Origin of the sequence: Microbispora sp. H10836 (genome assembly GCF_012999525.1) — a bacterium.
Lineage (GTDB): Bacteria > Actinomycetota > Actinomycetes > Streptosporangiales > Streptosporangiaceae > Microbispora.
In genome coordinates, this window is the sequence record NZ_JABBWU010000008.1 from 270,832 (window position 1) to 296,913 (window position 26,082).

Sequence of the window (26,082 nt, forward strand, 5' to 3'; positions counted from 1 at the left end):
TTCCGGCGACCGCTCCACGCCAGCTCGTGGGGCAAGACGATCACACCGTGGACAGGCCCCTGAAGCTCATCGAGGTCATCAGGGACCGCTGGCCCCGGCCACACAGAGGGACAGGACGAAGGTCGAGCCGTGCGGGACTATCCTCCGCTCGGACTCTGATCGCGGATGTGAGGGTCAGTCCGGTCAGCGCGGTTTCGCGCCTGCTGCGCTGGCTGCGGGGCCGAATATATGTACCCTTCCGGCGCGTCGCGGTGCAGAACCGTGCCGTAGGACGTGCGGGGTTCGCCGGCTGTGTGAGATATCCCTCTCCCCGTCGTCGTGGCGCTGGTGGTCCGGGAAGGTGACCATGTAGTGATGACCTCCTCGCCCCGCCCGCCGCACGTCGGTGGCCGACCGGATCGGATAGGCGGGACTACCCCGCTCGGCGGAGAGCCCGCCCGTGGGTACCTGCTGGACAACGCGCGCGCCGAGGCGGGCGAGCGATTCGTGTGGCTGGCCGAGCTGTTCGACGGTGTGACGCGGGGGCACTTCGATCGGCTGGGGGTCAGGGCCGGCTCGCGCTGCTGGGAGGTGGGGGCCGGTGGCCGCAGTATCCCGGAGGCGCTCGCGGCGGCCGTCGGTCCGACCGGGTATGTGCTGGCCACGGACATCGACCCGTCGTGGCTGGAGGCAGGCGGCGGGTACGAGGTGCGCCGGCACGACGTCGCCGCTGATCCGCCCCCGGAGCCGGGGACGTTCGATCTGGTGCACGCCCGGCTCGTGCTGGTCCATGTACCCGACCGGGCTCGGGCGTTGGCCACGATGGCGGCGGCGCTGCGGCCCGGCGGCTGGCTGCTGGTCGAGGACGCCGATACCGCTCTGCAGCCACTGGCATGCCTGGACGACAGCGGCCCGGCGCAGCGGCGGGCCAACCGGCTGCGCGACGCGGTCCGGGAGCTGCTGACGCGCCGTGGCGCGGACCTGCGCTACGGCCGGACACTGCCGCGGGCATTGCGTGGGGCCGGCTTGGTAGATGTCGCCGCGGCGGGCTCTTTCCCGGTCGGCGGGCCGGCCTGCGACCGGCTGGAGGCGGCGACCATCCGGCACGTGCGCGGCGAGCTGCTCGCGGCCGGCCTGGCCGACGACGCCGAGGTCGACGCGCACTTGGCCGCCATCCACGCGGGCGAACTCGACCTGACACTCGCGCCGCTGATCTCGGCCTGGGGACGCCGTCCAGCCGAGCACCCGCCGGCACTCGGTCAACAGACGCACACCGCATAAGCACACCACATAAGGCAGGTGCCAGGCGGCCCTTCGCCCGCGCGGCCCGGCTGGCCGTCTTCGCCTGGATCTCCCGCTACAACACCCGAAGGAGGCACTCGAGTCCGGGCTACCCCAGCCTCATCGACTACGGGCAGCAGCCCGATAAGGTGCTTATCGCCGCATAACAGCCGGTGTCGGCACATCGGGGGAAACTCCCGTCGGCACGCCGCTCGCCCTTGGCCAGGCGGGCTTGCATTCCGGCAGCGCGCCGCTCTCAGCACAGTGTCGGAGGGTCGGGTGAGCAGGTGAGTGCACGGGTGGACGTCTGGATCTGGTCAGTACGGCTGACCAGGACTCGTTCGATCGCGTCCGACGCCTGCCGGGGCGGTCACGTCCGGGTCAACGGGGTGCGGGTCAAGCCCGCGCACGTCGTCCGGGTCGGTGACGAGGTCCGTCTGCGGCACGAGGGGCGCGAACGCATTGTGGTCGTCTCCCGCGTCATCACCAAGCGGGTCGGTGCCCCCGTGGCCGCCGAGTGCTACGTCGACAAGAGCCCTCCCCCTCCTCCGCGCGAGGAAGCCGTGACGGTGGCCGTTCGGGCTCGTGGCGCGGGACGTCCCACCAAACGCGAGCGCCGCAGCATCGACAAGCTGCTCGGGCGGGCGGCGGTGGAGGGGCGGGACCGCCGGGCACGCCCGGAGTGAATCGGCATGCCGCATTGAACCGGATGCGGGATTCTTGCGTGATCGGCGACAACTTCACCGCCGACACAGGCGGTGGACGGCGCCCCGCGCCTCCGTCTGATCTGGATCGACCGAGGTGCGAGGTGCCCAGCAAGAAGGCATGCCGGGGCTGGCCGATCGGTCGCGGCGGCCCTGTACCAGCCCGACCCGCCTGCCAGCTGAGATCTCACCGGCATCGACGACCACTCCCGGTTCGTGGTGATCGCCGCTGTGGTGGCCGTCCCCTCCGGCCGGGCGGTCTGCACAGCGTTCACCGCAGCGTGTGGGTGTCGCCGTCGCGGTTGCCGGTCGGTTGGGCCATTTCTTCATCGTCTGCTGGAACAGACACTCACCTCCAGCTCTTCGGCGAGCCGGCGGGCCGTCAGGCGCCCCTGCGACTGGAACAGCAGAAGGATGGACAGCAGCCGGGACGCGCGCACTCCACTGACGATAGGTGTCAGTGGATGGGCCGTACTGTCCCGGGCATGGCGTTCATCCAGAAGATCACGCAGCCGTTCGCCCCGATCGCGGTCGACGACTGGTATCACGACGACCCGCCCGGGCGGGTAGTCGAGCCGAGGGGCGAATCCCCGGACCGCGGCGACCACCTGGCCGGCATCCGGTCGGAAGGGGCGGGTCTGTGAACGACTTCGACTTCCTCGTCGGCAGGTGGGACGTGGCCAACCGGAGGCTGTTGAAGCGGGGCGCCGGCAGCGACGAGTGGGAGGAGTTCCCCGGCCGCTGCGTCGCGTACGGCTTCTTCGACGGCGCGGGCAGCTTCGACACGCTCACGCTGCCCACGAAGGACTTCGACGGCGCGACGGTCCGGACGTACGACGCCGAGCGGGACGAGTGGTCCATCTACTGGGTCAACAGCAGGCGCGGCCTGGATCCGGTCCCGGTCGTCGGCCGCTTCGTCGACGGGGTCGGCACCTTCTATGCCGACGACACCGACGACGGCCGCCCGATTCGCGTCCGGTTCATCTGGTCGGGGATCACGCCCGACTCGTGCCACTGGGAGCAGGCATTCTCCTACGACGGCGGTCAGACCTGGGAGACCAACTGGACCATGGACTCCACCCGGGTCGGGTGATGCCGTAAGGAATCTTGGGCCCGGACCGGCGCGACCAGGCCCGGGGTTTCCGCCGTGGGCGGCCTGACACCCGGACGATAAGGAGACCGCGGGCGCAAGGGATAAGGCATGCACCAGGTACGGCTGTCGAAGTACATGATCCTCTAGCTACAGCCACGCCGGTCGGCTGTCAGCACGACAGATATCGGGGGCACCAGATCAAGACCAGCTCATACGTCGTGTGAGCTGGTCTTTTTCATGTCGTACGAGTGTCGTGATCTTGCCGTTTTGCGACGGTGTTCGACGTGCGGCGACGAGGGCTGCGGGCAGCACGCGGGGCAGAGATCGCGCCATAGAGAGCGCAAGGCCCGCGTTGAGGAAACAGGTGGGGTGGGCCGCGGGCGGTGCGCGTATGACCGTCCGCGGCCCGGTAAGACCCTCACATCAGCTGCGCAGGCTCCACTGCTGGTTCGCGCCGCCGTTGCACGACCACAGAATGAGCTTCGTACCGTTGGCGGTGCCGGCCGCGTTGGCGTCCAGGCACAACCCGGACTGCACACCGGTGATGGTGCCGTTGGAGTTCAGGTTCCATTGCTGGTTGTTCTGTCCGTTGCAGTCCCAGATGATCACCTGGGTGCCGTTCGAGGTGCCCTGGCCGTAGGCGTCCAGGCACTTGTTGCCGAACACCTGCAGCTGCTTGCCCGACGTGTACGTCCACCGCTGGTTGGTCTGTCCGTTGCAGTCCCACAGCTGCGCCTGAGCGCCGTTGGTCGCCGTGCCGCCGCTGACGTCCACACACCGGCCCGACTGGGCGCCCACGATCGTGCCGCTCTGCTGGCCGTTTCCGCCGCCGTTTCCTTGCCTGACGAGCGATTTCGACTCAGCCGATCGATTCCCCTGGGCGTCCACGACGTAGAGCCGATAGTCACCGTTCGACGTCGGAACGGCGATGGAGGTCGCGGTTCCGCTTGCCCGAGTCATCGTGTTGCCGGCGGCGAAGGAGGTCGTACCCGAGGGAGCCAGCCAGACGGTCTTGCTCGAATCGCCGGCGCTCCGGATGGGAATCGATGTCACCCCGGCGGCGACGAACGTGCTGGCGGGCAGGACGTAGTCCGGCAGAGAAAGATTGCTCTGCGGGACGATGTTCCTGTACGCGTCCTCGAGTCCGGAGTTCACGGCGATGCCGTAGGCCTGTGACGGCCAGACATAGTCGGAATACACGAGGATGTCTTGGATCGTGCTGTTCGGCAGGTTCTTGTTGGAGACCTTGTTGATGGGGCCGTATGTCTGCGTGATGCTCAGGTCGTGCTTACGCCCGAAGTCGTCGGAGTTGATGAGCCACGTGACGTTCTTGTCCACGCTCAGGACGTTGTCGCGGAAAGTCATGTTCCCCGAGCCCTCGTCCGGGTGGAGTCCGTACTTGTGACCGGACGGGACGCCCTGCAGATAGTTGTTGGTGATCGTGGTTCCCGGCTGGTTGCCCAGCGTGTAGATGGGAGCCGTGTCGCTCAGCCGCTGCACCGTGTCGATGATGTGGTTGTAGCTGATGGTGTTGTTCTTCGCCGTGGTGGTCGGCCGGTTGGGCGCGATCGAGCCTGACGATCCGTCGAAGTTCCACCACCCCCAGCCGAGCGTTATACCGGACCACGGGGTCTTCTCGATGCGATTGTGCTGGATGGACAGGCCGTCGGCGAAGTACGCCGAGATGGGGCTGTGCCCGTTGAACAACACGGCACTGTCGTAGATGTAGTTGTTCTTTATCTCGATGTTCTTGGGCGCGCCTTCGACCTGAGCGGGATACTTCTCGCGATTCGACGAGGTGTAGTCCCCGATGTAGACATGCTGGGGATGACCCACGGAGATGGCGGATCCGGCGATGTCGTTGGTGTAGTTCCCGATCAACTGCGTGTTCACCACGTCGTTGGCCATGGTGATTCCGTCGACGCCGGTGTGCTGTATCCGGTTGTTCTGCAGGACGAGCCCGTCGGCGTTCTCGATCTGGATCATGCCGGGTGCCAGGTCGACATTGCGGTAGTAGTAGGCGTGGAAGTTCTGCTTGGCGTAGGCGAGCGCGCCGAGATTGCCCTGCTGGGCCTGCTTGAGCACCGAGCCCGCCACGTTGAACAGGTTCCAGTCGGAGTGCTGGACCGTGAGGCCGGAGAACGTGATGTTCCGGGCGCGGCTGCTCGTGGAGGTGCCGGCGACCCTGATAAGGCTGGACACATTGTTCGGTGCCCAGACCGCCGCGGTCGTCATGTCTTCCGAGTTCGCCTTGTAGTAGTACAACGTCCGGCTCGTCTTGTCGAAGAAGAACTCGCCCGGCGTGTCCAGGAACTCGTAGGCGTTCATGACCTTGTGGGTGCCGCCGATCTGGGCGTTCCCGTTGAAGGCGCCTTGGGCGATGGCGGCTCCCGGCTGCTGGAACAGAGCTATGCGGTTCGAGCCCTCAGTGGTGACCTGCCGGACTCCCACGATGGCCGTGGTCCAGGTCGTCGACGTCTCTATTTCGATGTCGTCCTGATTGGCGGCGATGGCGGGAAAATCGCTCAGGCCGTACTTCGCGCCCGCGCACTGAGAACCCGATTCCCACGCCCAGGACGCCTGTCCTGCCGTGATGGTGTAGGTGCCGTAGCACCCCTGCGAGCCTATTGTTTTCGAAGCCATGTACGCTCGCTTGTCGTTGACATAGAGCGCACGGAGCTTGTTGCCGCGATTCAGCGGGGCTTTCCAGATGTTACCGCTGTGCTGCGTCCATCCGGTCACCTGGACGCCTCCAGTGAGGACCGGCGTCTCGTTCTGGTACGCCGCGTATATGACCCGGAATCCATTCGTGCCGGAGTCGGCCGGCGTGAAGTCGATCGTGCTGCCGACCGGATAGTTGCCCCCGCGGAGGTACACGTAGATGTCGCCTGTCATGGCGGCGTTCACCGTGCGAACGACGTCCCTCGCGCGCTGCAGGGTTCTGAACGGTGACGTGATCGTTCCAGGGTTGGCGTCGTTGCCGTCGGGGGCGACGTAGTAGGTTGCCTGGGTCGCCGCAGAGGCCGGGGTACTACCTGTGAAGGTCGGCAGCAACACAGCGGCAACGAACACCGCAAGCGCTGCTAACGCCTTTCCAGTGGTGGACAGGGCTGACTTCACGCTCTGTTCCTTTCGCTGGTTCCGAGCAGATTCTCGCCGCGAAATCACCCCGCCTCAGCAGAACTCATCGGGGTGTGCCATTGCGCGGGCGTGGCGCCTTGTCTTGCATTTGCCGACATCGATCGGAGGGTCGTGCACCTTTGCGGGCCGGGGGGTCGGCCGCCCTCACGCCATGTACGGCAATCGCCGTAGAGCGTGGGCCTCGGCAGGCTCGTCGTCGGGAAGGCCGAATGTCCTTATCGCGGGAGGAGCGGTGCCGGCCCGATTTTTCGCGGACCGAGCATCCGTCATAAGCGGCTCACGGGCCCTCCAGTACGCGAAGGACGAGCCTGCCGGTGCTGTAGGAGTCCTGGCCGTCCACCCCGGCCCCGCGCTGACGAGGGTCACGCCGCCGGGGCGCGAGGTCGCCTCATATCACGCCCTAAGAATGTGTGGCAGAGGTGGCGCTACCATTTCGAGGGGAAACGTATGACGTATGCCGACTGATGTCTAGCGGTAAGGTCGCATCGACAGGGGTGCCTCGCGACAGTCGACGGAGCGCGGGAAGGCGCGCCTTCGTCCACCCCCAAGCGCCGCGACGCCGGGTGATCTTCCGCGACATGGTGGACCTCCCGCGGGCCGCGGTGGGACGCCGCCGGTCATGCGTCCGATCTGCCAGGTCAGGAGCCGGTGTCGCCGTCTCCGCGCCGGTTGCCGGCGGCCCGGCGCAATCCTTCGTGCGGTGCCCGCGGCGCACCGGATCCCTGCTGGATCAGTTGTATTCCGGGCAGGTTCAGGGAGGAAAACCGCTTCAACTCAGCAGGGGTGAATCCATTTGCTGGTGAAACTTTCATCCGACCGCCTCCACCCGGCCTGAGGAGCGCCAGGAACCGAGCTGGTCGGCTCGCTGGAGGTCAGGTCGCGGGTACGGCGGCGTAGGCCGGAATCGTGCCGAGGAAGGATCCGTCGGCGACCGGTAGGCCATACCAGAGGTAGTACGGCGGCAACTCGCGCACCGTGAATCGCTGTGGGCAGCCGTCGGGGTTGGTGCACCGCAACATGGTTCGGCCCGACGCGCAGGTGGCGAGCACGTCGGGATCGACCGGGTACAGGCGTGGATTCGCGTTCGTCAGGAAACCGGACACGTCGATGGCCGCCGGGCGTGGCTGCGGTGTGCTGCAGTGCGGGCACTGCAGCAGCGGTACGGTCCAGAATTCGTCCGCGAACACTTCGTCACGCGCCAGGGCCAGCCGGGTCGGGCGCAATGCGCGCAGGACCGTCGTGCTCTCCGGTGCCATGAGGTTGGGGTGACTGTTGGTGAAGTATCTGGCCAGGCGCCGTTCCGCGGCATCGTCGAGTTCGGCCACGTACTTCTCGGGCCCGGGTGTGACGCGCCCGGTAGACGGATCGAACGCCACCAGCCTGTCCGACTTGCCGAAGTAGGGTAAGCAGATCAGTTCCCCCTGGGTGAACCACGATCCGAGGTACCGCGGAGTGTCGACGATCCACGTCTCGCGTGCGGCGGCGACCACATCGCTGATGATCGCGAGGACGTTCCACCGGATCAGCGCGGGCAGCACCGCGTCCGGATGCGCCAACTGCCCGGCATCGAACATCCGCACGACCTGGCGGCGGCCGTCGTGGTGCTCGCCGTTCTCCAGCGCGGTTCGTAGCGCCTGCGCGGCGCGGACATCCGTGCCGCGGTAGCTGATGAAGATGTCCGGCCGTTGCGAACTCCCGCCCTTCGGCATGCCGACGGCACCCCGGGCCCGCTGGAGGAGCGAGGGCTTCCCCTGTGCGGCCAACTCTCGCACCTGGGTCGCCACCCAGGCGGCGATGTCGTCGGCGCCGAGGCGGTCCGGGTACAGCGCGCCACCGCCGGTGCGTGCCGGCGAGACATTGAGCGGAAAGTACGACCGGGACACGGCAAGGACACGGTCATGCCGCCACGGATACGCCATCGCGGTGTACCGATGCGCCGGCGAATGTGGAGTGAGGTCAAGCACCACGGCATCTGCCGTGAGCACAGACTTGGCCAGCGCGAACGGTTGCGTACTCGGGACGACCCGCACCGTGAGGTCGAACGGAAGCGACTGAAGGCTCTGCCGGATCAGCTCGGCCATGGCGGCCCCCTCGTCGTCGAGGGTGGGGAACAAGTCGACCTTCATCGCATCCGAGCCTTCCACTCCGGACAGCCGTCGGCGCAGTTCCCCGTGGCATGCGACCGCGGTTGACGCTACCCCCGGCAAGGCCCGCGGCCAAGTGTCACGGTCGGCACGCATGGATCTGCTCGGCGGCTTCGATCAGAGCCGTCTGATGCTCGTGGGTGACCGTCAGGAGGCGCCGGCCGGACCCGCGGTCGTACTGTTGGACCCGTTGACGAGGAGGGCTTGCGATGCGCAGCGTGACCTATTCGATGGGCGTCTCACTTGACGGCTACATCGTCGGGCCGGACGGCGACTTCGACTGGTCGGCGCCCGACGCGGAGGTCTTCCGATTCGTCACGGACGAGATACGGAAGGTCGGCGTCCATCTGATGGGGCGGCGGCTGTACGAGACGATGCTGTACTGGGAGACCGCCGACCAGGATCCATCGCTCGACGACTCGATGCTCGAGTGGACCGCGCTCTGGAAGCCGCTGCCAAAGGTGGTGTTCTCCACCACGCTGGCGGAGGTGCAGGGCAATGCCCGACTGGCCTCCGGCGGGCCGGCGGAGGAGATCGAGCGGCTGCGAGCCGAGCCGGGGGAGGGTGAGATCGCGATCGGCGGCGCGACTCTCGCCGCAGAGGCGGCCGCGTTGGGTCTGATCGACGAGTACCGGGCCCGGGTCTACCCGGTGCTGGTCGGCGGCGGCATCCCGTTCTTCCCCCAGCGCGAGCGCCAGGTGGATCTCGAACTCGTCGAGGCCCGCACCTTCAGCTCGAGAGTCGTCTACCTCCGCTACCGCGTGGCGCGCTGACCCTGTCGCCGTCCCTGCGCGTGCGCCCGTGCCCAGCATGATCAGGATTCCGCAGGCGCCCCGGCGTAACCGCGTGCCTTGACAGGCAACCATTTGGCTGCCTAAGTTAAAGGCAACCGAATGGCTGCATATCGCAAGTGGCAACCCGGATACGAGGGCGGGCATGGACGAGGTGTTCAAGGCGCTGGCCGATCCGAGCCGGCGCGCGCTGCTCGACTCGCTCAACGCCCGCAACGGGCAGACGCTGCGCGAGCTGTGCGCCGGCCTCGACATGACCAGGCAGTCCGTCAGCAAGCACCTCGCGGTGCTGGAGGAGGCCGGGCTCGTCGCCACCGTACGGCGGGGCCGGGAGAAGCTGCACTATCTCAACGCCGCGCCCGTGCACGAGATCGCCCATCGGTGGATCAGCCGCTACGACCGGGCCAGGGTCCAAGCCCTGGCGGACCTGAAACTCGCCCTGGAGGAGAACCCGATGGACGCGCCGACCTTCGTCTACACCACCTACATCCGCACCACTCCGCAGAAGCTCTGGCAGGCGCTGACCGAGCCCGCCTTCACCCGCCGCTACTGGGCCACGGAGTTCACCACGGACTGGTCCGTCGGCTCACCGATGACCTGGGACAACCACGGCGTGCTGATCAGTGACCCGGAGCAGGTCGTGCTGGAGGCCGAACCCTACAGTCGGCTCTCCTACACCTGGCATGCCATCACCCCGGAGCTCGCCAAGCGCTTCGACTGGGACGAGGAGTTGCTCGCCCGGCTGTCCGGCGAGGCCCGCTCGAAGGTCACCTTCACGCTTGAGGAGACCGGGCAGGTCGTGAAGCTCACCGTCGTGCACGACGGCTTCGAGCCCGGATCGAGCATGGCCGAGATGGTCAGCCACGGCTGGCCGAACGTGGTGGCGAGCCTGAAGTCGCTGCTGGAGACCGGCGAACCGCTGCCGGACGACGCGTGACCTCCCCGTCAGGGCTCGACGACGTCGCGAGGTGCCGCGCGGTGGTGGTCGCAGGCGTCGATGAAGCGACTCGATGAGGGCCTGTCCGAGCGACATGGAGCGGCGTGGGCTCGCCTCCGTCGTCGGTGTCCGGCTGTTGTGAGGCATACCGCACCGCGGCCCCGCGTCGCTAGGGTTCGGTGCCATGGTCACTCCTCTGGAGCCCGACGACCCGCGCGTCCTGGGTGAGTTCACGCTGATGGGACGGCTCGGCGAGGGCGGGCAGGGGGTGGTGTTCCTCGGCCGGTCGCCCCGCGGGGAACCGGTCGCGGTGAAGGTGCTCAAGTCGGGGCTCGACTCGTCGGTGAAGGAGCGGCTGGTCCGCGAGCTCGACGCGATGCGGGGAGTCGCGCCCTTCTGCACCGCCCGGGTGCTGACCGCGGTGGTCGACGGACGGATGCCGTACGTGGTGAGCGAGTTCATCGACGGGCCGTCTCTGCAACAGCGGGTCGATTCCGGCGGGCCGCTGGGGGGCGGCGAATTGGAGCGCCTCGCGGTCGGTACGGCCACGGCGCTGGCGGCCATTCACGCGGCCGGGATCGTGCACCGGGACTTCAAGCCCGCCAACGTGCTGCTGGGGCCGGACGGCCCCCGGGTGGTGGACTTCGGCATCGCCCGGCAGGGCGCGAGTGACACGATCACGGCGGGCCCGGTCGGCACCCCGGCCTACCTGGCTCCCGAGCAGATCGCCGGAGACCCGGCCACGCCCGCCTGCGACGTGTTCGCCTGGGGAGCCACGATCGTCTTCGCCGCCACGGGCCGAGCGGCCTTCGGCGCCGCCAGCGTCCCGGCCGTCATGCACCGGATCCTGACCGCCGAGCCCGACGCCTCGGCACTGCCCGGGTCGCTGCGCGGGGTGGTCGAACGATGCCTCGCCAAGGATCCCGCGCGCCGGCCGGCCTCCCGTGACCTGCTGCTGGAACTCGTCGGGTCCGCCCCCGACCCGCTTCGGGCGGGCGCGGCCGCGGCGACCACCAGGCCGGAAGACGTACGGCAGGGCGGGACGACCGCGATCCTCCCGGCCTTCCCGGGCGCCGGCCCGGCCGGGACATCTCCGTCGGGTTCGGAGACCACCGGGGCGGGCGGCCGCCGGCAGGCTTCCCGTGCCGGGATCGTCGCCGGGGCGGTGGCCGCCGTGGCCGCGGTGTCGGTCACCGCCGCTCTGCTGGGGCCGCGCCTGCTGTCCAGCGGCACGGCCGCCACCTCGTCGCACACCGCCACGACGACCGTCTCGCACACCGCCGGATCACCGGCACCGCCCGCCGACGCCACGCCGGGGGAAACCGTCACAGACTACGACGGCGCACCCCAGGACGACGTCGGCGCGGGGCAGGACGACACCGCGACGACGGACGAGACCGCGACGACGGACGAGACCGCGACGACGGACGACACCGCGGGAGACGCCACAGCGACTCCGAAGACCGCTCCCGTGCCGTCGACCACGCCGGGCGGGACCGTTCCGGCCGCGTTCGCCGGCACCTGGGGAGGTCATCTCGAGCCCGACCAACTCGTGGGAACCAGCGAGACCGACGTCCAGATCGTGCTGGAGCCGGGCAGGCGCACCGGAAGCTGGAAGGACACCAACAGCTCATGCCGGGGAAGTCTGACGCTGACGCGCAGCTCCGGCACGGCACTCGTCTTCCGGCTGGGCACGTGCGCCGTGGGCAGGGTCACCCTGATCCAGACCAGCGAAGGGCTCGCCTACCGATGGAACGGCGACGAAGGCGACGTCACCTTCCAGGGCCTCCTGGTCAGGGACTGACCAGTCCGCACGGAGACCTCGGGGTCAAGGACCCGCGGTGCCGGCCGGACCTTCCTGCCCGTCACCACCAGTCGAGCCGGAGGTGCGCGGACACGCTCGGGTCATGCATGTGATTCATGGCAGCTCATGTAGAACATGTGTTTGCGTGATGTGGTGTGCGGTCATTTCACTGGGTTCACCGATTACCGACCCGAGGTGTGAACCCGATGACCGACTCAGCCCCTCCCGTCTCCGAGCTCGACCTGTTCGACGACGAGGTGCTCGTCGATCCCTATCCGTCCTACGCGGCGCTGCGCGCTCTCGGAAGTGTCGTCCGTCTGCCGGCGAACGACGTCTACGCGCTCACGAGGTACGACGTGATCCGCGACGCCCTGGGGGACTGGGAGACCTTCTCCTCGGCCGGGGCCATCGGCTTCAACCCGGCGGTCAACGAGGCGCTGAGCGGCACGTCCCTCGCCTCGGACCCGCCGGTGCACACCCGGCTGCGGGCGACCCTGACCGCGAACCTGTCGCCGCGGGCGCTCCGCGGACTCAAGAAGAGCATCGACGCCAAGGCCGACGCGCTCGTCGGGGAACTGGTCGCCAAGGGTTCCTTCGATGCCATCGACGCGCTGGCCCGCGCCTTCCCGCTCGAGGTCGTCGCGGATCTCATCGGGTTCACCGGCCACGTCCGCGCCAACATGCTGCGCTGGGGCCAGGCGGCGATGCAGGTCATCGGCCCGATGAACCAGCGCACGGCGGAGTGCTTCCCGATCGCGGGCGAGCTGTACGACTGGTGCTCCAACGTCACCGCCGACGACCTGGCGCCCGGCTCGGTCGGACGCGGCATCTTCGAGGCCGAGGCGCGCGGCGACATCCCGCCCGGCACGGCCGGCCACATCATCCACCAGTACCTCGGCGCCGGTGTCGACACCACGATCGCCTCCATCGGGAACATCGTCGCCCTTTTCGCGGCGCACCCCGATCAGCTCGCGCTGGTGCGGGAGAACCCGTCGCTGGTGCCGGCCGCGTTCAATGAGGTGCTCCGCTACTGGGCCCCGGTCCATGCCTGGGGGCGTCGTACGACCCGGAATGTGGAGATCGACGGTGTCCTGGTCCCGGAGGGGGCGAAGGTCGCGATCCTCTTCGGCGCCGGCAACCGGGACCCGCGCCACTACGAGAACCCCGACGAGTTCCTGGTCGAGCGCAACCCGATCGACCACCTGTCGTTCGGTTACGGCCCGCACGGCTGCGCCGGTCAGGGCCTGGCCCGCCTGGAGGCGCACGCGGTCGTCGAAGCCTTGTCGCGCCGCGTCGCGCGGCTCGTCGTCGGCACCGAGGTGCGGGTGCCGAGCAACATCACCCGGAGCATCGAAGAGCTCCCCGTCCTGGAGGTGGTCCCCGCATGAAGATCGTCGTCAACCGTCCCCGCTGTGAAGGGCACGGCCTGTGTGAGGAGGCCGCGCCGCAGCTGATGCACCTGGACGACGACGGCGAGCTCGTCCTCGACCGCGAGGAGATCGGCGAGGCCGATGTCCCACTGGCCAACGCCGCCGTCCGGGTCTGCCCGGTCGCGGCGCTGCGCGTCGAATGAGTACGCCGATCAAGCGGGTCGTCGTCGTCGGCAACGGCATCGCCGGCCTCACCGCGGCGGACTCGCTGCGGGAAAGCGGGTTCGACGGTGAGCTGACCATCGTCGGCGACGAGCCGCACGCGGCGTACAGCCGTCCGGCACTGTCGAAGGCGCTCCTGCTCGACGGCGACGACGTGTCGTCCCACGAGCTGCCGCCGGCCACGCACGGGGCGGACGAGATCCTCGGCGTCCGGGTTTCCGGACTCGACGTGGAGCGCCGGCTCGTCACGCTCGACGACGGCGCCGCGCTGCCGTACGACCGGCTCGTGATCGCCTCCGGCTCCCGCGCACGGCGGCTGTCCGACCTGCCCGAAGAGCTCACCTTGCGGGGACTCGACGACGCCATGTCCTTGCGTGGCCGGCTCGCCGCGCGTCCGTCGGTCGTCGTGGTCGGCGGTGGACCGCTCGGCATGGAGATCGCCTCGGGATGCCTGGCGGCGGGCTGCGAGGTCACGCTCGTCTCCGAGGGACTCCCGATGATCGCGCGGCTGGGGGCCTATCTGGCCGGCGTCTTCGTCAGGGCCGCGCTGGACCGGGGACTCACCATCGCCGAGTCCGGCGCCGCACGACTCGAGCGGCACGGGGGAGGCGCCCGGGTCGTCCTGAACGACGGCGCCGTTGTCGAGGCCGATCTCCTGGTGTCCGCGGCCGGCGACGTGCCCAACACGGAGTGGCTCGCGGACACGGGCCTGGCGACGGAGGGCGGCCTGCGGGTCGACGCGCGCGGACTCGTGCGTCCCGAAATCGCGGCGGCCGGCGATGTGGCGGCGTTCCCCTCGCCTGGCGGCGCGCGACGCGTGCCGCTCTGGAGCAGTGCGATCGAGCAGGCGAAGGTGGCCGCGGCCGCCCTCGTACGAGGGGACGAGACACCGCCGCTCCGGTTCCAGCCGTACTTCTGGACCGAGCAGTTCGGGCTCAACCTCAAGGCCGTGGGCGATCTTCCGGTCCACGGAGCGCCGGCGTACGTCGAGGGAGGGCCCGGCGGACCGGCCCTGATGCGCTGGTCGCACGCCGACGGCTCCGGCGTGGCCGTGGCACTGGACTATCGGATCCCGATACCCCGGCTGCGCCGCCTGAGCAGGGCCGGCGCGTAGAGTTCCTCGCGATGAACGGCGAGGGTGCGGGCACCACAGGATCCGGGTTGGATCGGCTGACGACGGTCAACCTCAACCTGCTGGTGCCCCTCCTCGCGATGCTGGAGGAGCGCTCGGTCACCAGGGCCGCCGAGCGCGTCGGTATCTCCCAGTCGGCGATGAGCCACGCCCTGGCGCGCATGCGACGCCTCTTCGGCGACGACCTCCTCGTCCGGCAGGGGAACAACGTCGCGCTGACCCCGCGTGCGATGGAGCTGATCGCGCCGTTGCGGGCGACGCTCCAACAGGCCGCGGATGTGGTCAACTTCCCCGGCTTCGATCCGGCGACGGATCGCCGTGTCATCACCGTCGCGATGACGACCAGCACGGCCTTCGTCCTCGGGGCGCGGCTGGGGCGGCTCGTGGCCGAGCGGGCGCCGAACGCGACGCTCCGCCTGCGCACGTTCACCGTGCCGACCGAGTCCACCTTCACGGAGCGGGGTGTCGACGTCGTCCTGATCTCCGAGGCGATCGCGGCGCCGTACCCGCGCGAGCGCCTGTACGACGACCGCTGCGTGGTGGTGGCCTCGCCGGACACGCCACCGGAGGCGAGCGCGCTCGACCTGCTGACCACGCAGCCGCACATCGTCGTGGACACCGAGCGGAGGGTCTTCCCGTATCCGGTGCTCCATGAGAAGGGCGTCACCTACCGCGTCGGCCAGTTGATCTCCGACTTCCTGCTCGTCCCGTACCTGGTCGGACGCGCCGGCGGGGTTGCCCTCCTGCGCTACCGGGTCGCCTCCGAGATGCGGACGCTCGTCGAGCTGCGGATCGAGGAGTTCCCCTTCCCCCTCCCCGGGCTGGGCATCGACATGGTCTGGAACCCGCATCTGAGCGACCACTACTTCATCGCCTGGCTGCGCCAGCTCCTGTTCGACGCGGCGAGGGCGTGACGGGCACGAACCGGCCGCTGATCCCGGACCCGACCGGGCCGGTCACTCACCATGCGCTTGACGCGCGGCCTGCGCGGTGACGCGTTCGATGGCCTTGACGGCGACATCGGGCTGGTCGAGGTAGATGTAGTGGCCGCTGTTCGTGGCCGTGGTCAGTTCGCCGCCGCTGGACAACGCGAGCCACTTGCGCTGGCCCGCGGCCCACGCCTGCTCCAGACGCGGCCCGTACTTGGGGACGGCCGCGAGGTACCGTGTCCCGTGCTGGATCACCTCGACCGGGATGCTCCCGGCGGAACGGACCTTGCCGTCGGGGACGACGAGCTTCTCCGGGTTCTCGCCCTGGAATACCGCGAGGTTCTGTGCGCGCAACTCGGCCGCCGGGCCCGTGGCGGACTCGGGGATCGCCTTCGCGATGTCGTTCGCCATGGTGGGTGGGGTGGCGTCCATCAGGACCAGCCCCTTGACCCTGTCCTGGTGGTCGGGGGCGTACCTGGCGGCGATCAGCCCGCCCAGCGAGTGTCCGGCCAGGACGACCGGGCCGTCACCGGCGACGCGGTCGAGCACCCCGGTCAGGATCTTGCCCGTGCTGGAGAAGCTCTGAGTGCCGTCCGGCTGGTCGCTCGCGCCCGCGCCGAGCCGGTCGTAGGAACAGACCCGGTTCTGTTTGCTCAGCGTCTTCTGGATGTCAGCCAGTTTGTCCAGCCCATCGCCTGCCCCGTGCATCAGGATGATGACCGGCCTGCCCTTCTCCGGGTCGCCGGAACAGGACACGTTCACCGACCGGCCCGCGACATCGATCTTCTCGGTCCCGGAGATCGGGGTGGCATCGGGTGTCCGCGTGGCCGAGGCGAGGGGGTCCCAGTTCTCCAACGCGTCGCCGTCGCAGCCGGCGACCCCTACACCGAGCACGGTGCAGCACAGCGCCGCCACAACGGATGTCCTGATTCTGCGGAGCATGAGGTCCTCCAGTGAGGGAGTCGACGACGAAGTGATGCGCACGGCGGTGCAGTGGGAAAGCGACGGAGCGCCGTGGCCGCGTCGTAACGCTACGGATCGGACGGTCCGGGATCGTCACCGCAGAGTGGACATTCGCCGGTAGCTCGTACGGGGGACACGCGCCGTCTGCCGAAGCACTCGCTGGAACAGGTCTCCGCGGGATGTTCGCTATGAGCGGGTCGAGACGAGGTTGAGCAGCCTGACGAGCTGATCGAGCTGTTCCGGGTCGAGACGGCCGGTCATGGGTGCCAGGGCGCGCCGGATGTCGTCCTCCACCCGCTTGGCCAGTTCGAGCCCGGCCGGGGTTATGCACACATCGACGACCCGGCCGTCATCGGGGTTCTTGCCGCGAGTCAGGAGCCCCCGCACTCAGCGCATCGCCGACGGGATCCGCCTGATGGGGGTGAGGGACGCGGTCTCAGCCCGCAATGAGCTTCTTCAGCAGGTCGTAGGCTGTATTGACTGCCACTCCCTCCAGGAGTTTCGATCCGGCTGCGAGCAGATACGGTGTCAGAGACAGCGTCGGCTCGGCGGAGGCATACACCTCTCCCGGGGCCAGGGCGCGTAATGCGGCCGGGTCCGTATCGTCCCGCCAATCGCTCAGCGTCTCGACTACTTCGCCCAGGCTGTGACTGATATACCGGCTGTTGGAATCCAGCAGTCGAACGCCCTTGAGGGAGAGCCAGTCGTACTTAGTCCTGGTGCCGCCGGAATACGCCATCACGCTTACCAGGTCGGCGGTGCCCGAGAAATGCCAGGGTGGTCGCTTCACGGGTGCGTGCGGCGATATCAGAGCCGCCTTGTGCTCGCTTTCCACATGCTCGCGTAGTTCATTGAAGCCCCGGGCGTCGAACCTCCACCTGTTCAGGATCGGCACTGCTTCGTATCCTGCGATGTACAGATCCCAGCGCAATCCGGAACGGATGTCGATATATGCGTGGTTGCGTCGGAGGTCTTTGTAGACGATGGATCTGGGCTGTGTGAACAGGATGCTGACGAGGGCGGAGTCCGCTGCTGATTTTCTGAAGCGCGCTGTCACGAGCTCGTCGAGTTCGGCCCATCCGTCCACCTCGAACGGGCTGTACATGACAGGTTCGTAGGAAGCCAGGATCCGCCGGTTCAAGTCGATCAATGCGGTGGCTGTCGCCGGGTCGACTTTGGACCAGTTTTTCCGCACGAGCTGCGCGAACGATTCGTCCTGCAAGGCCTGTCCGAGCGCTTTTCGGTAGTCGGGCTCGCGAAGCGGCGGGACGGGTAGTAGTTCGCCCTCGTCGAACTGCCGTTGCAGATGCTCTTCCACTAACCGTCGACCCTCGGGAGAGGCAACGAACTCCTCGAATGCGGCGACGTGATCCGGATAGTTCTCGGGGCTGTACGGTCGAGTGAACATGCTCATAGATTAAAAGGTTCACCGGGTGTGGCGAGCGGGATGCCGTGTACGTATGACTGGTGTGCGGTGCGCGTGAGTGTTACGACCCGAACGGTGCGCCTGGGATGGTCCCTACTCCGCGCAGGTCGGACTTCTACCGCATGAGGTGCCCGGCGCACACCTTCCAGGCTCCGGCGCGCTCGCCCTCCTCGCCGCGCTCACCTGGTCGCTGCCGGGTGATGCGCCGCGTCGCTTCATTCCGTCGTTGAGGTGCCCAGGGATGACCGGTAAATGGATCGTTCCATATATCGCCAGATGCGGACGCGCCGATTGGCGCGAATGGCAGTGGGCTCCTGCGGATCGTCTGCGAGGGCACGGCATGTTCGGCTGATGGGTTAGAAATCCCCTGGTCAGACGCCATGTCGAAAGCATACGTGGCGCGTTGGGGAAGCGCCCGTGAGCGCTTCTTGACCGCTGATACGATTTACGCCTTTCGGTAACTCTGATCATTACGGGGCAGAAGTGACGACGGGGCCCGGTTATCAGCAGCAGTATCCGCATCAGCCGCCGCAGTGGCAGTCTCCACATTCCCCTCAGCCGCAATGGGGGTACGGTCCTCCGCCGCAGCAGTGGCACTCACCTCCTCCACCCCCTCCCCCTGGCCGTAAGACCGGGCTGTGGCTGACGCTCGGCGTCGTGTCTCTCGTTCTCGTCGTCGCGGTGGGTGCGGGGGTGGGCCTGGTCCTGAGGGGCGGACGCTCCGGTGGCGACGCCACGGGTGACGGCGTCACCGACCCGAACACGGTCGTCGTGAAGGACGAGGAGATCACCAAGCTGGTCGAGGGGCACAGCAGGGCGCTGGCCTCGGGTGACGCGAAGGCCTTCACTTCGATCTTCGACCAGGAGAACGCCGCTCTGGTCCGCGGTCAGGCGAGGGTCTTCGCCAACCTGCGCAAGATGCCGTTGGCGGAGAAGTCCTACCAGGTGTTGCGCCGCCAGGGCCGGGCTGAGGACAGTTTCGGGCGGGGCGTGAAGTTCACGCAGGACGTCGCGTTCGTCCACCGATTCACCGGCATCGACCTGCGTCCGGTCGCCGAGTGGTACCGCTGGACCATCGAGAAGGCGTCGCCGGACGCGCCTCTCGTCGTGACGAAGGTGACAGGCGCGCCGCCGACGATCAGCGGCGAGGCGTCGAAGACGATGTACTACCCCGGGCCGTGGGACATCTGGCCGGACATCGCGGTGGTCAAGGCGGGGAGCAACCTGGTCCTCGCCAGGCCGGAGGACGCCGCCCTCGCCCGGCGCGTCGCGCCGGCGGTCTCCGCCGCCGCGGCGGGCGACCTCGCCTTCTGGCGGAAGAACGGCGATCCGAACGCCGCCGTGCCGACCGGATTCGTGGTGGCGCTGGTCGAGGGACAGGCCCAGCTCGGCAGGCTGTTCCGTACGGCCAAGGCGGAGGAGGCGGGCATCTCGATCGGGATGCCGAGCTGGGGGGTCGGAGACGACACGGTGAGGGTCGGCGGCACCCGCGTCGTGATGGACACGACCACCGCGTTCTTCAAGGACGAACAGGGAATCAGGGAGATCTCCGAGCACGAGCTGGCGCACTCGCTGATCGCCGGACTCGACAGTGCGGAGTTCAGCTTCCTCGGCAGGTCGAAGTGGATCGTCGAGGGCTTCGCCGAGTACGTGGCCGGCCGCGGCCGGCCGATCACGGAGAACCGGCGATTCCCGGAGGGCCGCGCGTACCTGGAGGGACGGCTCGCCATGCCCTTCGAGGGCACGCTGCCGACCAACGCTGTCTGGGACTTCAAGGGGATGACGAACACCAACTACTTCATGGGGCATCTGGCCATGCGGTTCATCGCCGAGAAGTACGGCGAGCGGAAGCTGGTCGAGGGCGTGGTCGCGGCCTACCGGGCGCCGGGCGATGACAGCGAGGCCGCCATGTTCCAGGCGCTCGGGGTGGCGAAGACGGGCTTCGAGCGGCAGTGGGCGGGCTACGTCCGCGCCCAGCTCGCGTGATCGGGGGAGAGGCATGACGGATCGGCACACCGGGGACCCGCACATCGGTTCCAACGCGCCCTCGCCGTACCCCAACGGACAGGAGCAGCCGCACCCGGGCCAGGGACAGCCGGGTGACGCAGGGGGATGGGGCCAGCAGGCATACGGTCAGCCCGCGCCCGGCCAGTCGGCCTACGGCCAGCAGGCGTACGGGCAGCCCGAGTATGGGCAGCCTGCGCCAGGCCAAGCAGGGTATGGGCAGCAGGCGTACGGGCAGCCGGGTCAGGGCCAGCCGGGTCAGGGGCAGTGGGGAGCGCCCGCGTCACCGGGGCAGGCAGGGCCGGGCCCGCAGACCCCTCCTGCGTATGGCCCGCCCGGCCAGGCCACGACCTGGGGCCCGGGCACCCCCGGCGCCTCGGCACCCTACGGGCAACCGGGTCAGGGCCAGCCGGGCCAGGCATATCCGGGGCCGGGATATCCGGGGCCGGGCCAGTCAGTTCAAGGCCGGCCGGGCCAGGGGTATCCCGGCTCGCCGTACCCGCAGCCCTGGGAACAGCAGCAGCCGGGTCAGGCCGCTCCGGCCCCCGCTCCGCCCGGGCAGGGGCAGGCGCCCTGGTACCCGGATCAGCAGGGTTACGCCGGTCAGCAGGGGGGCTACCCAGGCCAGGGCTACCCTGGCCAGCAGGGCTACGCCGCTCCGGGACATCCCGCCCAGGGGCTCCCGCCACAGCAGCGGCCGCAGGCGCCCGGAGGCAGGGGCAGAACGCTGCTGTTCGTCGCGCTCGGGCTGGTGGTGCTGCTCGCGGTGGGCGCGGGAACCGCCTGGTTCGTCGCGGGCGGAGGTTCCGGCATCGGATCCGGCGGCGGTGGGAAGGAGTGGTCCGTCCCCCTCGCGAACGCCGACAGCATGGACTTCTCCCAGGGGCTCGCGTTCGCGAGCTGGCTCAGCGACACGACGGTGATGAGGGTGCAGCGGGACGGGGTGCTCGCCTACGAGCTGGCCTCGGGCAAGCGCGCCTGGGGCACGCCCTCGCCCGGTGACCAGCTCTGCGGCGCCACTCCCGACCCGACCAACGGCAAGGGCGCGGTGGCGTACGGAAGCGACCAGCTGTGCGACCACCTGGCCGGGATAGACACCACGACAGGGAAGATCATCTGGAAGGTCAAGATCCCGGCGGAGAAGTCCCGGCTGGCCAATCTGCTCGTCGTGCCTCAGATCATGAGTGCGGGCGACGTCGCCGTGGTGTACGCCAACCGCGTCCTGTCCGGCTACCGACTGTCGGACGGCGGCAAGCAGTGGACCTACCAGTTGCCCGACGGCTGCCACATCAAGGACGTGAACGCGGCGGCGACCCGGGTGGCCCTGCTCCTCGACTGCGCCTTCCAGGGCTCGGGCGGCGTCGTGCAGGCGCTCGACCCGAAGACCGGCAAGGCCGGGTGGCAGTACAAGATGGGCGAGCTGCGCCTGATGAGCACGATGCTGTCGGCCGATCCGCCGATCGTCAGTCAGGAGGACGGTGACAAGAACACCTTCACCGTCCTCGACGGCCGGGGCGGCAAGGCGAGCGAGTTCACGACCGGCAAGGTGGACATGCTCGCGATGAACACGGTGGCGTTCGTGAACGGGATGTTCGAGCAGCGCCGCTATGCCGTGCACGGCGACCGTCTCTACCTCATGACCTTCCCGCAGAACGTGAAGGGCGCGGCGCGATCGAGCGACAAGGCGCTCGCCTTCGACCTCAAGACCGGCAGGCAGGTGTGGCAGTCGTCCGGCACCAAGCCCACGATGCTGACTCTCGTCCGCGCCGACGAGCACGGCCTGCTCGCCCTGGAAGTCGGGGACCGGCGCGATCTGCCTCCCCGGCTCGTGCGCCTGGACGCGGCCACCGGCAAGGCGGCGGAGGTGGCGGAGTTGCCGCAGAAGTACGGCACCGACGGGGAGGACGCACGGGTCTTCGAACGGAACGGCGCCGTCGTCATCGTGCCGTGGACCCCCGTCGCCGTGAAGCACGCCGTGATCTACGTCGGCACCGGGGAGAGCTGAACGCGCGACGTCCGAAGCGGCTGACGTGTCCCACGGGTGTGCCGAGGTCCCGTCCGGGCCGATGGCCGGACGGGACCTCGGAGTCCTCCCGTCAGGGGCTGGTGCAGGTGGCCGCCGGGGTGGCCGACGAACCGTTGCCGATGAAGCCGAAGGTCGTGCTCCCGTTGGCCGCGACCGAGCCGTTCCACGTCTCGTTGCGCACCGTCACGGCCGAGCCGGAGCCGGAGTTCAGGCCTCCCCAAAGCTGGGTGATGGTCTGCCCACCGGGCCAGGTCCACTTCACGGTCCAGCCGTTGATCGCCGCGTTGCCCGCGCGCACCGTGACCTCACCCTGGAACCCGCCGGCCCAGGAGTTCACCACCCGCATCGTCGCCGAGCACGCGCCGGTCGTCCCACCGGACGGCGACGGGCTGGGCGACGGGCTCGGCGACACGCTGGGCGACGGGCTCGGCGAGGGGCTCGGCGACACGCTGGGGGAGGGGCTCGGTGAGGGACTCGGGCTGGGCGAGGTGACCGGGCCGCCCCATCCGGCCGTCGAGTCCAGCCACGCCGCGCGGCGCAGCGTCCAGTCGCGCAGGTACTGCACCTGCCCCTGCCAGGTGGACGCGGTCGGCGTGTTGAAGAAGCCGATGGTCCGCGTCGTGAGGTTCGGCCAGCGCTGGAAGTTGCGCTGCGCGGCGTTCGCCAGCGGCCCGGAGAGGGCATCGATCCTGCTCTGCAGAGCCGAGTCGGACAGCAGGCCGCGGCGCAGCGTCTGCCAGCGCGACTTGACCTGGTCGACGAAGGCGGGATCCCGCATGAGCTGGCTGAACCAGTCGTTGGCGACCGGCTGCCGGGTCTGCTGATACTGCCAGCCCGCGGCCTGGTCGTTCTGGAAGAACCCGCCCACGCCGAAGGTGAGGTCGTAGTCCCACAGCGGGCCCGCGAAGATCTTGGTGTCCCGGTCCTTGTAGAAGTACGCGCTGCGATAGTTGGCGTCCATGTTCCGGCTCAGCTCGTAGACGATGAGCTGGTCGACGAAGGAGTTCACGTCGATGTACGCCCGGTAGCCGGTGTTCGGGTCGGTGAAGTTCTGCGAGTGCAGCACGTTGTGGAATTCCTGGATGTGGCCCCGCAGCCATTCCTTCTGCTGCGGCTGCAGCGGCGAGGGGTCGGCCACCTCGAGGTAGGTCCAGCAGGTGGCCGCCGTCCCGGTGCACGGCAGCGTCGGCTCCTCCGCGGCCATCCATTCGAACTTCCAGATGTACCCGCCCGTGATCTTCGGCAGGCTCGTGTCGTCCTCGTCCAGCTTCTTCAGGTCGAGACGGTTCTTGCTGTTCTTGATCGTCTCGGTGAGCAGGTAGACGCCCATGTAGTCGTCGGCGCCCACCGGACCGGAGTCGCCGTTCACGTAGAGCTCCACGAACCGATACCGGGGAACCTTCAGCCCCATCTCCTTGCCGAGGTCGTAGACCAGGGCTTCACGGATCAGCGACTTGTCGGGGAACGGCCCGCGCAGCACCCAGTCGGAGTCGGCGGGCATCCCCAGCACCGGGTAGTCGGCGTCGTCGTTGTCGTTGTCCCAGAACTCGAGGCGGTACGGCGCCTTCTCGAAGCTGGCCGACGACTGTCCCCGCAGGTGGAAGCCGGCGCGGGTGGCGACCGCCGGAGCCGCGGCCAGCGACGTCGTCGCTCCGCCGCCCGGCTCGAAGATCATGGTGGTGGCGTCGAGGTACTCCCGGCCGGGCTTGCCCTTGCCGTACGAGTCGATCAGGACCACCGGCAGGTCGTGGGCCGTGGTGGTGTTGTGGGCGACGTACATGGCCGTGCCGGGTTTCCCGGACGCCGTGCCGCCGGCGAAGGCCTGTGCCCGCAATTGCGTGGTGCGGGTGAACTGCAGCGGTGCGCCCTGATAGAGCGCCGACTGCGCGGTGGGCGGCGTTCCGTCTGTGGTGTAGCGGATCTGCGCGCCGCTGTCCGCGGTGCTCAGCGACACCGACACCTGGCTCTGGAAGGTGCCGCTCGGCACGGAGAAGACGATGTCGCCGGTCAGGTCGTCCGCCGCGGTGGACACGGTGGTGGACACGGTGGTGGACGCGGCGGTGGACATGGCGGCGACGCTCGCGACGCGTCCGGCCGGCCGGGCACCGGACGCCGTTTCGGCGCCGGCCGGCGCCGAGTACGCGTTGAGCAGTCCCGCGAGGACCACGGCGGCGACCGCGGCCCTCGTGACGCGGCGGGCGGCGGCCGCGCCGGTGCTGCGGAGGGTCAGACGCACGATGCCTCCTGTTCGGGGAGGGGGGAGAGTGTGGGGCCGGCCGGCGACGCCGCGCCGTGGAAATGGCGGCGCAGCGTCCGCCGCCACGGCCCGTCGGGCAGGTCGGGGCGGAGAGCGGCCAGGCCGGTGGCGTACTTGGAGATGCGGGCGGGCCGCATGCCCGCACGCCACAGCATGCGGTCGACCAGCGTGGCGGCCGAGGCGGTCTTGGTCTCGACCACGGCCATGCCGGGCAGCAACAGCGTGGCGTCGCCGTGCCGCCAGGCCAGTGCGGTGTCGACGGTGACCCGGCTCGCGGTGTCCGGCAGCAGCAGGGTGGCGCGCCGGTACTCGGTCACCAGGATCGGGTCGAGGCGGCTTCCGGCGGCGGGACCGATCGACTCGCGGGCGAGCGCCTCGTCGACGAAGTCGCGCCCCGGGTCCACGGTGCCGCAGTCACCGGGGTGATAGGGCAGCCGGTGCTTGGTGATGCTTCCCCGCGCGCCGTTGATCTTGACCTCCAGCCAGCACTGGGCGGAGTCGAGATAGGTGCGGGTGCGCACCTTGAAACGCCGCCGCCTGCGCCGGGCCGCGCGGTGGTAGCTGACCAGCTGCGGGGTGTCGAAATACACCGACCGGTAGCGGAAGCTGCGTTCGCCGTCGATGTCCAGCACCTGGGCGTACGGCATGAGCCGTTCCAGCAGAAGGGGCAGGGACTCCGCCGGAACCAGATACTTGCGGTCCACCCGGGTCTGCAGCGCGGCCCGGTCGACGAGCTCGGCGAGCCCGACCGGGGCCAGCCGTGCCAGGGCCGGCCCGACGGGCGTCGGGGTCATCGACGTGCTCCGGCGTGTGCGGGTGCGCCGGATTCGGTGATCAGCGCGCGGTCGGTCCGTGCGTAGCGGACGTCGACCACGGTGGTCTCGTTGACCAGGTCGAGCCGCTGGACGGTGACGGCGTGCACCCGGGCGTCGAGCAGTTGTTCCAGGTGCGCGACGAGCGCGACGTGGTCGGTGAAGGCCGAATCGAGTACCAGGATCTGGTGCCGGTAGTGCCGGAACAGCCGCCGGTGGTCGCCGAGGAACATCACCACGAGGATGAGCGCCATCAGGCCGCCGCTGAGCCACACCGAGGTGGTGCTCAGGGCGCCGAGGATCCCCAGGGCGAGGGCGGAGAAGTAGTACGCGACCTCGTGCTGGTCGAGCTCGGTCGAGCGCAGGCGGATGATGGACAGCACGCCGAACAACGCCATCCCCAGCCCGAGCCCGGCACCCGTGTCGGTGGCGTTCAGTGCGCTCGCCACAGCGAGGACGCCGATGTTGACCCCGAGGAAGGACACGACCAGGTCGCGTCGGCGGTGCCGGGGGAAATAGAGCCCGAATACGAGCAACACCACTGCGCAGATGTCGATCGCGAACAGAACGAGCTGGGACAGCACGGTCGTTCCTCCTGATTCGCCGCCGGGACGGGCAGGGCACCACCCGCTTCCTCGCAGGGGTCCGCGGAAGAGTTTCGCGAAAGTTTCGTAAAAAGAAAGAAACTTTCGGGAACCCGTGCGGAACGATAGGTGAATCACGAGTGTCGCGTCAATGAACGTCTGGTACGCCGTCCTGCCAAAAACGGAACAACCTGCCTGGTCACCCTTGACAATAGGCATGTACGCCGTTGTTCACCCGGAGTGAAGGGTGATCCGGATCGGGGCGTATCCGGGTGAAACTTTCACTACGCCCGGGCCGGTCCGCATGGCGAATCGTGTGGCGACGGCCGGCCCCCGCGCGCCGGCCCGAGCCGCGGACGACGGCGTGCCCGAATCGCAAGCAGGGGTGGGTGCGGAGAGGCGGGGGCATCGGCGTGCTCTTCCCGCACCTCCGGCTTTCGTCCATGTGCGAGAAATCACTCGCGCTTTTTCGGTTGTGTGCGG

21 protein-coding genes are annotated in these 26,082 nt (G+C 68.8%); 13 read left to right on the forward strand and 8 right to left on the reverse strand.

Annotated features, from left to right (window positions below):
* The first annotated feature begins 354 nt into the window (after window positions 1-354).
* From HHX30_RS17540 to HHX30_RS17555, 4 genes are all read left to right on the forward strand, one after another.
* Window positions 355-1,260, forward strand: a complete 906-nt coding sequence (locus HHX30_RS17540) for a methyltransferase domain-containing protein (RefSeq protein WP_169983018.1) — start codon at window positions 355-357, stop codon at window positions 1,258-1,260.
* 287 nt (window positions 1,261-1,547) lie between these two features.
* Window positions 1,548-1,946 (forward strand): RNA-binding S4 domain-containing protein, encoded by a 399-nt coding sequence (locus HHX30_RS17545; protein ID WP_311922523.1) that lies wholly within the window; start codon window positions 1,548-1,550, stop codon window positions 1,944-1,946.
* A 503-nt stretch (window positions 1,947-2,449) separates the two neighbouring features.
* Window positions 2,450-2,608 (forward strand): hypothetical protein, encoded by a 159-nt coding sequence (locus HHX30_RS17550; RefSeq protein ID WP_169983019.1) that lies wholly within the window; start codon window positions 2,450-2,452, stop codon window positions 2,606-2,608.
* Window positions 2,605-3,057, forward strand: coding sequence for a hypothetical protein (locus HHX30_RS17555; RefSeq protein WP_169983020.1), 453 nt, complete (start codon window positions 2,605-2,607; stop codon window positions 3,055-3,057). Before HHX30_RS17550 ends, HHX30_RS17555 begins: the two co-directional genes overlap by 4 nt.
* Before the next feature lie 423 nt (window positions 3,058-3,480).
* Here the strand turns inward: HHX30_RS17555 and HHX30_RS43280 are convergent, their stop codons facing one another.
* Window positions 3,481-6,177 carry a ricin-type beta-trefoil lectin domain protein gene (locus HHX30_RS43280; RefSeq protein ID WP_169983021.1) on the reverse strand — a complete coding sequence of 899 codons (2,697 nt, stop codon included), beginning with the start codon at window positions 6,175-6,177 and terminating at the stop codon, window positions 3,481-3,483.
* Between the two features lie 893 nt (window positions 6,178-7,070).
* Window positions 7,071-8,324: a hypothetical protein gene (locus HHX30_RS17565; protein ID WP_169983022.1), complete on the reverse strand. Its 1,254-nt coding sequence runs from the start codon at window positions 8,322-8,324 to the stop codon at window positions 7,071-7,073.
* Between the two features lie 227 nt (window positions 8,325-8,551).
* Here HHX30_RS17565 and HHX30_RS17570 point away from each other — a divergent pair, with 227 nt between their 5' ends.
* From HHX30_RS17570 to HHX30_RS17600, 7 genes are all read left to right on the forward strand, one after another.
* A complete protein-coding gene (locus HHX30_RS17570; protein ID WP_169983023.1) occupies window positions 8,552-9,115 on the forward strand; it encodes a dihydrofolate reductase family protein in 564 nt (187 codons plus the stop codon).
* Between the two features lie 163 nt (window positions 9,116-9,278).
* Entirely contained in the window at window positions 9,279-10,070 is a 792-nt protein-coding gene (locus tag HHX30_RS17575; protein ID WP_169983024.1) for a metalloregulator ArsR/SmtB family transcription factor, read from the forward strand.
* A 184-nt stretch (window positions 10,071-10,254) separates the two neighbouring features.
* The gene (locus tag HHX30_RS40690; RefSeq protein WP_211592136.1) at window positions 10,255-11,874 is read left to right on the forward strand and encodes a serine/threonine-protein kinase; all 1,620 of its coding nucleotides are present in this window, start codon (window positions 10,255-10,257) and stop codon (window positions 11,872-11,874) included.
* Between the two features lie 206 nt (window positions 11,875-12,080).
* Window positions 12,081-13,262 (forward strand): cytochrome P450, encoded by a 1,182-nt coding sequence (locus HHX30_RS17585; RefSeq protein WP_169983025.1) that lies wholly within the window; start codon window positions 12,081-12,083, stop codon window positions 13,260-13,262.
* Window positions 13,259-13,447 carry a ferredoxin gene (locus HHX30_RS17590; RefSeq protein WP_169983026.1) on the forward strand — a complete coding sequence of 63 codons (189 nt, stop codon included), beginning with the start codon at window positions 13,259-13,261 and terminating at the stop codon, window positions 13,445-13,447. The genes HHX30_RS17585 and HHX30_RS17590 overlap by 4 nt, the downstream gene beginning before the upstream one ends.
* The gene (locus tag HHX30_RS17595) at window positions 13,444-14,580 is read left to right on the forward strand and encodes an NAD(P)/FAD-dependent oxidoreductase (protein ID WP_169983027.1); all 1,137 of its coding nucleotides are present in this window, start codon (window positions 13,444-13,446) and stop codon (window positions 14,578-14,580) included. The genes HHX30_RS17590 and HHX30_RS17595 overlap by 4 nt, the downstream gene beginning before the upstream one ends.
* A gap of 11 nt (window positions 14,581-14,591) precedes the next feature.
* Window positions 14,592-15,512, forward strand: a complete 921-nt coding sequence (locus HHX30_RS17600; protein WP_169983028.1) for a LysR family transcriptional regulator — start codon at window positions 14,592-14,594, stop codon at window positions 15,510-15,512.
* Window positions 15,513-15,554: 42 nt separating this feature from the next.
* Here HHX30_RS17600 and HHX30_RS17605 read toward each other — a convergent pair whose 3' ends face one another.
* From HHX30_RS17605 to HHX30_RS17615, 3 genes are all read right to left on the reverse strand, one after another.
* On the reverse strand, window positions 15,555-16,469 hold the full coding sequence (locus HHX30_RS17605; protein WP_169983029.1) for an alpha/beta fold hydrolase: 915 nt from the start codon (window positions 16,467-16,469) through the stop codon (window positions 15,555-15,557).
* Window positions 16,470-16,676: 207 nt separating this feature from the next.
* Window positions 16,677-16,877: a MarR family winged helix-turn-helix transcriptional regulator gene (locus HHX30_RS17610; RefSeq protein ID WP_169983030.1), complete on the reverse strand. Its 201-nt coding sequence runs from the start codon at window positions 16,875-16,877 to the stop codon at window positions 16,677-16,679.
* A gap of 49 nt (window positions 16,878-16,926) precedes the next feature.
* The gene (locus tag HHX30_RS17615) at window positions 16,927-17,898 is read right to left on the reverse strand and encodes a hypothetical protein (RefSeq protein ID WP_169983031.1); all 972 of its coding nucleotides are present in this window, start codon (window positions 17,896-17,898) and stop codon (window positions 16,927-16,929) included.
* Between the two features lie 675 nt (window positions 17,899-18,573).
* Here HHX30_RS17615 and HHX30_RS17620 point away from each other — a divergent pair.
* Complete coding sequence (locus HHX30_RS17620; protein WP_169983032.1) at window positions 18,574-19,902, forward strand: hypothetical protein; 1,329 nt, start codon at window positions 18,574-18,576, stop codon at window positions 19,900-19,902.
* 13 nt (window positions 19,903-19,915) lie between these two features.
* The gene (locus tag HHX30_RS17625) at window positions 19,916-21,925 is read left to right on the forward strand and encodes a PQQ-binding-like beta-propeller repeat protein (protein WP_169983033.1); all 2,010 of its coding nucleotides are present in this window, start codon (window positions 19,916-19,918) and stop codon (window positions 21,923-21,925) included.
* A gap of 91 nt (window positions 21,926-22,016) precedes the next feature.
* Here HHX30_RS17625 and HHX30_RS17630 read toward each other — a convergent pair whose 3' ends face one another.
* The 3 genes from HHX30_RS17630 to HHX30_RS17640 are packed head-to-tail and all read right to left on the reverse strand — an operon-like array spanning window position 22,017 to window position 25,599.
* Window positions 22,017-24,182 carry a CotH kinase family protein gene (locus tag HHX30_RS17630; RefSeq protein WP_211592137.1) on the reverse strand — a complete coding sequence of 722 codons (2,166 nt, stop codon included), beginning with the start codon at window positions 24,180-24,182 and terminating at the stop codon, window positions 22,017-22,019.
* Complete coding sequence (locus HHX30_RS17635; protein WP_169983034.1) at window positions 24,173-24,997, reverse strand: polyphosphate polymerase domain-containing protein; 825 nt, start codon at window positions 24,995-24,997, stop codon at window positions 24,173-24,175. The genes HHX30_RS17630 and HHX30_RS17635 overlap by 10 nt, the downstream gene beginning before the upstream one ends.
* On the reverse strand, window positions 24,994-25,599 hold the full coding sequence (locus HHX30_RS17640; RefSeq protein WP_311922525.1) for a DUF4956 domain-containing protein: 606 nt from the start codon (window positions 25,597-25,599) through the stop codon (window positions 24,994-24,996). The genes HHX30_RS17635 and HHX30_RS17640 overlap by 4 nt, the downstream gene beginning before the upstream one ends.
* Window positions 25,600-26,082 lie beyond the last annotated feature (483 nt).

Coding starts and splice junctions, on each gene's coding strand:
- HHX30_RS17540 (WP_169983018.1), top strand. CDS start 355: ATGACCTCCTCGCCCCGCCCGCCGCACGTCGGTGGCCGACCGGATCGG.
- HHX30_RS17550 (WP_169983019.1), top strand. CDS start 2,450: ATGGCGTTCATCCAGAAGATCACGCAGCCGTTCGCCCCGATCGCGGTC.
- HHX30_RS17565 (WP_169983022.1), bottom strand. CDS start 8,324: ATGAAGGTCGACTTGTTCCCCACCCTCGACGACGAGGGGGCCGCCATG.
- HHX30_RS17570 (WP_169983023.1), top strand. CDS start 8,552: ATGCGCAGCGTGACCTATTCGATGGGCGTCTCACTTGACGGCTACATC.
- HHX30_RS17575 (WP_169983024.1), top strand. CDS start 9,279: ATGGACGAGGTGTTCAAGGCGCTGGCCGATCCGAGCCGGCGCGCGCTG.
- HHX30_RS40690 (WP_211592136.1), top strand. CDS start 10,255: ATGGTCACTCCTCTGGAGCCCGACGACCCGCGCGTCCTGGGTGAGTTC.
- HHX30_RS17585 (WP_169983025.1), top strand. CDS start 12,081: ATGACCGACTCAGCCCCTCCCGTCTCCGAGCTCGACCTGTTCGACGAC.
- HHX30_RS17590 (WP_169983026.1), top strand. CDS start 13,259: ATGAAGATCGTCGTCAACCGTCCCCGCTGTGAAGGGCACGGCCTGTGT.
- HHX30_RS17595 (WP_169983027.1), top strand. CDS start 13,444: ATGAGTACGCCGATCAAGCGGGTCGTCGTCGTCGGCAACGGCATCGCC.
- HHX30_RS17600 (WP_169983028.1), top strand. CDS start 14,592: ATGAACGGCGAGGGTGCGGGCACCACAGGATCCGGGTTGGATCGGCTG.
- HHX30_RS17605 (WP_169983029.1), bottom strand. CDS start 16,469: ATGCTCCGCAGAATCAGGACATCCGTTGTGGCGGCGCTGTGCTGCACC.
- HHX30_RS17615 (WP_169983031.1), bottom strand. CDS start 17,898: ATGTTCACTCGACCGTACAGCCCCGAGAACTATCCGGATCACGTCGCC.
- HHX30_RS17625 (WP_169983033.1), top strand. CDS start 19,916: ATGACGGATCGGCACACCGGGGACCCGCACATCGGTTCCAACGCGCCC.
- HHX30_RS17635 (WP_169983034.1), bottom strand. CDS start 24,997: ATGACCCCGACGCCCGTCGGGCCGGCCCTGGCACGGCTGGCCCCGGTC.